Genomic DNA, 6,000 nt, shown 5'->3' with positions numbered 1-6,000 from the left:
CGCCGCGGCCGCGGCGGCGGTCGTCGCCGGGGCGCTGCTCGCGGCCGCCGTCGTCCGGGGGTGGGGCGCCGGCGCGCCGGTGGGGCTGGGCAGCACCGTCGCGGTCGCCTCGACCGTCGCGCTCGTGGCGTCGGTGTGGTTGGCCCGCGCCGGCTCTCCGCTGCGCCGGCACGTCGAGGCCGCCGCGGTCGTCGTCGGCGTCCTGGCGCTGCTCGGCGCGGCCACCGACCCGGTGGGCGACGACGCGTGGCTCGTGCTCGCCGTCCTGGCCGTGGGGGCGCTGGTCGAGGCCAGCACGCCCGACCGGCGCGCCGCGGGCTGGGTAGCGCTGGCCCTCGGCACCCTGGCCTGGTGGTCGCGGCTGGCCGCCGAGCGCGTTGGGACCGTCGAGTGGTGGACGCTGCCGACCGCGGCGGCGCTGCTCGCCGTCGTCGCGGTGCGGCGCGCCTGGAGCGAACGGGAACCCGCCCTGGTGGCCGGCGCCGCCCTGGCCGTGCTGCCCACCGCGGCCGCCGGGGTGACCGGGCCGCTCTGGCGGCCCGTCGTCGTCCTGGCGCTGGCTACCGGCCTGCTGGCGCTGGCCGCGTGGGCCCCGCGCGCGGACCTGCCGGTGACCCGGCTGTGCCTCGGCCTCGCCGCGGCCGCCGCTCTGGCCGGGCCGTGGGCGCGGGCGCTGACGGTCGCTGGGGACGGCGCGGCCGTGCCCCCCGAGGCGTGGGCCGTGCCCGCAGCGGCCGTGGTCGCCGTCGCCGGGCTGCTCTCCCGCCCCGACCCGCACCCCGTGCCCGGCGCGTCGTGGGCGCTGCCGGCCGCGGTGGCCGTCGCAGGTCTGCCGACGCTGCTGGCCGCGTCCGCCGGAGCGCAGCCGGCCACCCGCAGCCTCGCCGTGGTGCTGGCCGGCGCGCTCGTCGGGGCCGGCACGGTCGCCGCCGGCGCGAGGGCCTGGCCACCGCACCGGCTCACGGTCGCCGGGTTCGCGCTCGCGGCGCTGGGCGTCCTCGTCGCGCGGGGGGCGACCGACCTCGACGAGGCGCCCGTCGCGCTGCTGGCGCTGGGGCTGCTGGTCGTCGGCACCCTGCGGATGCGGCGCGAGGCGCCGTCCCGGTCGTGGCCGAGCCTCGGCCCGGGCCTGCTCCTGCTGCTCGGGCCGCCGCTGCTGCTCTCGTGGACCGACCCCGTCGCGTGGCGGGTGGCGGGGCTGGCCGTGGTGGCGGCCGCGGTGGTCGCCGCCGGGGCCGCGCTGGGGTGGCAGGCGCCGCTGCTGCTCGGCGGCGGCGTCCTCGTCCTGCACGCCGCGGTGCAGACGTGGCCGGCGCTGGTCGGGTTCTACGAGGCCGTGCCGCGCTGGGTCTCCCTCGGGCTGGCCGGGGCGGCGCTGCTCGCGCTGGGCGCCCGCTACGAGCGGCGGGTGCGCGACCTGCGGGCGCTGCAGACACGCGTGGCGGCGATGCGCTGACCGCCGCGAGCGGCGCCACCTACGATGCCGAGTGTGACGAGGGTGCTGCTGGCCGAGGACGACCCGGCGATCGCGGAGCCGCTGGCCCGCGCCCTGGGCCGGGAGGGCTACGACGTCGAGGTCCGCGACACCGGGCAGGGCGCGATCGACGTCGCCTCCAGCGGGGTCGACCTCGTCGTCCTGGACCTCGGGCTGCCGGACATCGACGGGCTCGACGTGTGCCGGCGGATCCGCTCCGACGGGGTCACCGCCCCCGTGCTCGTGCTCACCGCTCGCGCCGACGAGGTCGACACCGTCGTCGGCCTGGACGCCGGCGCCGACGACTACGTCACCAAGCCGTTCCGGCTCGCCGAACTGCTCGCCCGGGTGCGGGCGCTGCTGCGTCGCGGCGGGGCCGAGGCGGGGGAGTCCTCGCTCACCGAGGTGCACGGCGTCCGGCTGGACGGCGACGCCCGCCGGGCGTGGGTCGGGGACACCGAGCTGCAGCTCACCGCCAAGGAGTTCGACCTGCTGCGGGTGCTGCTGCGCGAGGCCGGGTCCGTGGTCACCCGCGACGAGCTGATGCGCGAGGTGTGGGACACCGAGTGGTGGACCTCGACGAAGACCCTCGACATGCACGTGTCGTGGCTGCGCCGCAAGCTCGGGGACGACGCGACGAACCCCCGGTTCATCTCCACCGTGCGAGGCGTGGGCTTCCGCTTCGAGCGGGAGTAGCCGGTGCGGGCCCGCATCCTGCAGGCCACCGTCGCCTCGGTGGTGCTCGCCGTCCTGCTGCTCGGCATCCCGCTGGGGATCGTCGGTGTCGCGCTGGTGCGTGACCAGGCGCTGCGCAGCGCCCAGGACCGCTCCGACGCGCTGCTGCGCACCGTCGAGCGGCGGCTGGAGTTCGACCAGGAGGTGACCCCCGACGTCCTCGAGCCGTACGTGAACGCGGAGCGGGAGTGGACGGCGTACGTCACCGTGACCCTGCCGGACGGCGGTCTGGTGACCGCCGGGGAGCCCGACCCGCCGTACCTGCGGGGGGAGACGACGACCGACCGGTTGTCCGCGCGGGTCGACGTGCCGCGCTCGTCGGTGGTGTCCGCGGCGCTGCAGGTGGTCGTGCTCGTGCTCGTCGTGTCGGTCGGCGCGATCGTGGCCGGGGTCGCGCTCGGTCTGGTGCAGGCCCGGCGGCTCACCGAGCCGCTGGTGGACCTGGCCCGCAACGCCCAGCGGCTCGGCTCCGGGCAGATCCGGCCGTCGACGCAGCGCAGCGGCGTCCCGGAGGTGGACCTGGTCGCGGCCGAGATCGCCGCGAGCGCCGAGCGGATGGCCGCCCGGCTCGCCGCCGAGCGGGAGTTCGCCTCCGACGCCTCCCACCAGCTGCGCACCCCGCTGACGGCGGTGTCGATGCGGTTGGAGGAGATCGCCGCGGCGACCGACGAGCCGGCCGTGCGCGAGGAGGCCCGGATCGCGCTGGACCAGGTCGAGCGGCTCGTGCAGGTCGTCGACGACCTGCTGGACCGCAACCGGCAGGCCCGCGCGGCGCCCGCGCCGCTGGTGCTCGGCGACGTGCTCGACCAGCAGCGCGAGGAGTGGCTGCCGCAGTACCGGGCCGCGGGCCGGCGGCTGGACGTCGAGGTGCCACGGGACGTCGTCGTGCTGGCCAGCGCCGGACCACTCGCCCAGGCGCTGGCGACCCTGCTGGAGAACTCCCTGCAGCACGGCGCCGGGACGACGTCCGTGCGGGTGCGGCAGAGCGGCAGCTCGGTGGTCGTCGAGGTCGCCGACGAGGGGCCGGGGATCCCGGACTCGCTCGGGGTGCGGGTGTTCGAGCGCAAGGTGTCCAGTGCCCGCTCGACCGGGCTCGGGCTGGCGCTCGCGCGGGACCTCGTCACCGCCGACGGTGGGCGCCTGGAGCTGCTGCGCCCCCGGCCGCCGGTGTTCGCCCTCTTCCTCCGCGCCGCCCCCTGACGCTCGCCGCCCTCCCGCCCCCCGTAACCCCTGTCGGTGATCATGCAATCCCGCCACCCTGCCGCGGCCCTGCCCCTCCCGCCTGCCCGCAGAATGCTGGGTTGTTGGCGCAACACGCCGCGAAAGCAGTGACGAACGCAGCATTCTGTGGCGGAGAGCCAGGACGTCGAACAGCGCCAGGACGCCGAACAGCCCACCCCGCCCTGAGACGGCCAGCCCGTCACCCAGTCGTTCGGTCGGCCAGCCAGCGGGCAACTTCCCTGACGTACGCCCCGTACGACTCCAACGCAGTCGGCACCGCCCGGGCAACTCGAGCCAGGTCCACTGCGGCGTACTCATGGACGAGCACGTTGCGCATTCCCACGGACGGCTTCAGCGTCTCGGCCAGCTCCCGCGGCAGCATGCCCAGCTCGGCGGCATCGTTGAAGGATGCCCGGTAGTTCGCTGGTGCCCGCCCACGCGACGCCGTCACCACATGGGAGTTGACGGACACAGCCAGATTGACCAGCTGGGTAAGCACCCGCTCTACCGCGCGTCGAACGAGCCGCTCGCGCTCGAGCATCTCCGGTGTCACGTCGCCGATGCTGCTGAGGTCGTCGAGCAGCTCGCGCATCAGCCGCAACTTGGCCTGGACGGTCGCCGCCTGCAGCGCCGACGGCGTCATCGGGCCAGCTGTTCGAGGTCGAGGCGTCGTAGCCACTCCGTCTCGTAGAACTCGAGAGCGGCGGCCATCTGGGCGTTCGCCCACACCCCGTCGGCCGTCTCGTACAGCGGCATCGCCTCGACGAGGGCGGCGAACCTGCCGGTGGGCGTGGCCCGGTCCACCAGCAGGACGTCGACGGCGTCGGTGGACAGCAGGTCCATCAGGTCACCGATCAGCGGCACCGGGTCCGGCGTCGCCCGCCCGCGGAACCGGACGCCGATGTCGACGTCCCGCGCGGACGCCGGATCCGTGCGGGCGCTACCGAAGAGGGTCAGGATCTCCACGTCGTGGCGCTCGCACAGCCTGGCCAGCGAGCCGTCGTCCGCTGCTCGCAGGAGCGTCTCCACCGCCTGCTGCACTGCCACACCGCCCACCGTAGCCGTCACCGCGCACAGACCCGCCCCGTGCGGCCCGGTTCATCTCTCGGTGGTGACGCTCACCTCGGCCGCCGCGCTGGCGGCGTCCACCGGCCGGACGTCGTCCAGGACGGCGTGCTCCTCGCTGAACACCCACGTGCGGTAGGCGTAGAACCGGAACGCCGTGCCCAGTGCCAGCCCGACGACGTTCGCTGCGATGTTGTCCGCCAGCGGGCTGGTGAACCCCAGGACGTAGTGCGAGATCCACAGGCAGACCAGCGCGATGCCCATGCCGATCGCGTTCATGACGACGAACAGCACGAGCTCGCGGCGGGCCGACGCGCGGCGCCGGCGGCGGAACGTCCAGTACCGGTTGCCCAGCCAGGCGACGACGGTCGCGACCGCCACCGAGGACGCCTTCGCGCCCAGCGGCGCGTCTGATAGCGGCCCGAGCCGCAGCACGTTGAACACGCTGACGTCGACCACGTAGGCGACCGCGCCGACCATCCCGAACTTCAGCACCTCGCGCCAGACCAGCGTGATCGCGGCGCGCAGCGAGTCCAGGAGCCGGTGAAGGGCGGCAAGCACGCGCGCGAGCCTAATCGCGGTCCGTCACGAGTTCGTGCCCCTGGCCAGGCCCTGGCCAGCCCCCTGGCCAGGCCGGCGAGGCGCTGCCACGCTGCCTCCATGACCGACGTCGCACCCGCACGTCCCGGACCCGCGCCCCGCGTCGTCCTCGTCCCCGGCTTCTGGCTGGGGGCCTGGGCCTGGGACGACGTAGCGCCGCACCTGGCCGCGGCCGGCCTCGACCCGGTGGCGCTCACTCTGCCCGGACTGGAGCCGGATCACCCCGACCGCGGCTCGGTCACGCTGGAGGACCAGGTCTGCGCGATCGAGGACGCGCTCACCGGCGGCGCCGACGGCGTGGCCACCGTGCTCGTCGCGCACAGCGGCGCCGCCGCGGCGGCCACGGTGGCGCTGGACCGGCACGTGGACGAGGTGGCCCACGTCGTCTGGGTGGACACCGCGCCGGCGTCCGACGGGTTCGTGATGAATCCGGACGTCGAGGGGCCCGAGTACCCGCTGGCGGTCCAGTGGGACGAGGAGATGGCGCAGGGGTCGATGCGGGGGCTGACCGACGAGCAACTCGCTGCGTTCCGGCAGCGGGCGGTGCCGCAGCCGGCCGCGTCGTTGCGCGACCGGGTGGCGCTCACCAGTCCGAGGCGCCTGGACGTGCCGAGCACCATCGTGTGCACGGCGTTCCCGGCGGCGGAGTACCGCTCCTACGCCGAGCAGGGCGTGCCGTTTCTCGCCGGGCTGCTGGAGTACCGGGCGCTCGAGCTCGTCGACCTGCCCACGGGCCACTGGCCGATGTGGAGCGAGCCGGAGCGGCTCGCCGCGGTCATCGCCGACCGGGTGCCGCGTGGCGCCCGGTAGGCCACGCGGTAGGCCGCGCGGACCCCAGTAGGCTGCGCGGCAGGCCGCGCTGACCCCAGTAGGCTGCCCCGCTGTGCCCGAGCAGCCGACCCCCC

The 6,000-nt window shown here is 75.7% G+C and carries 7 protein-coding genes; 4 read left to right on the top strand and 3 right to left on the bottom strand.

Translation table 11 applies throughout. From position 1 onward, the window contains the following. The 3 genes from ACFP6A_RS14040 to ACFP6A_RS14030 form a co-directional block, all read left to right on the top strand. The coding region (locus ACFP6A_RS14040) for an SCO7613 C-terminal domain-containing membrane protein (RefSeq protein WP_379604536.1) at positions 1-1,456 on the top strand (1,456 nt) is incomplete at its 5' end. Between the two features lie 33 nt (positions 1,457-1,489). Then, positions 1,490-2,170, top strand: a complete 681-nt coding sequence (locus tag ACFP6A_RS14035) for a response regulator transcription factor (RefSeq protein WP_379604534.1) — start codon at positions 1,490-1,492, stop codon at positions 2,168-2,170. A gap of 3 nt (positions 2,171-2,173) precedes the next feature. Further along, a complete protein-coding gene (locus ACFP6A_RS14030; protein ID WP_379604532.1) occupies positions 2,174-3,409 on the top strand; it encodes an ATP-binding protein in 1,236 nt (411 codons plus the stop codon). 220 nt (positions 3,410-3,629) lie between these two features. On the opposite strand, the gene ACFP6A_RS14025 is transcribed toward ACFP6A_RS14030, so the two are convergent. The 3 genes from ACFP6A_RS14025 to ACFP6A_RS14015 are packed head-to-tail and all read right to left on the bottom strand — an operon-like array spanning position 3,630 to position 5,056. Beyond that, positions 3,630-4,073, bottom strand: coding sequence for a DUF86 domain-containing protein (locus ACFP6A_RS14025; RefSeq protein WP_379604530.1), 444 nt, complete (start codon positions 4,071-4,073; stop codon positions 3,630-3,632). Continuing rightward, positions 4,070-4,477, bottom strand: coding sequence for a nucleotidyltransferase family protein (locus tag ACFP6A_RS14020; RefSeq protein WP_379604528.1), 408 nt, complete (start codon positions 4,475-4,477; stop codon positions 4,070-4,072). Before ACFP6A_RS14020 ends, ACFP6A_RS14025 begins: the two co-directional genes overlap by 4 nt. 51 nt (positions 4,478-4,528) lie before the next feature. Further along, entirely contained in the window at positions 4,529-5,056 is a 528-nt protein-coding gene (locus ACFP6A_RS14015) for a GtrA family protein (RefSeq protein WP_379604526.1), read from the bottom strand. 99 nt (positions 5,057-5,155) lie between these two features. Between ACFP6A_RS14015 and ACFP6A_RS14010 the strand changes: the two genes are divergently transcribed. Further along, a complete protein-coding gene (locus ACFP6A_RS14010) occupies positions 5,156-5,905 on the top strand; it encodes an alpha/beta fold hydrolase (RefSeq protein WP_379604524.1) in 750 nt (249 codons plus the stop codon). Positions 5,906-6,000: the final 95 nt, after the last annotated feature.

The organism is Quadrisphaera sp. GCM10027208 (genome assembly GCF_042658805.1).
Taxonomy (GTDB): Bacteria; Actinomycetota; Actinomycetes; order Actinomycetales; family SCSIO-59966; genus SCSIO-59966.
This window is presented reverse-complemented; position numbering and strand designations above follow the sequence as displayed.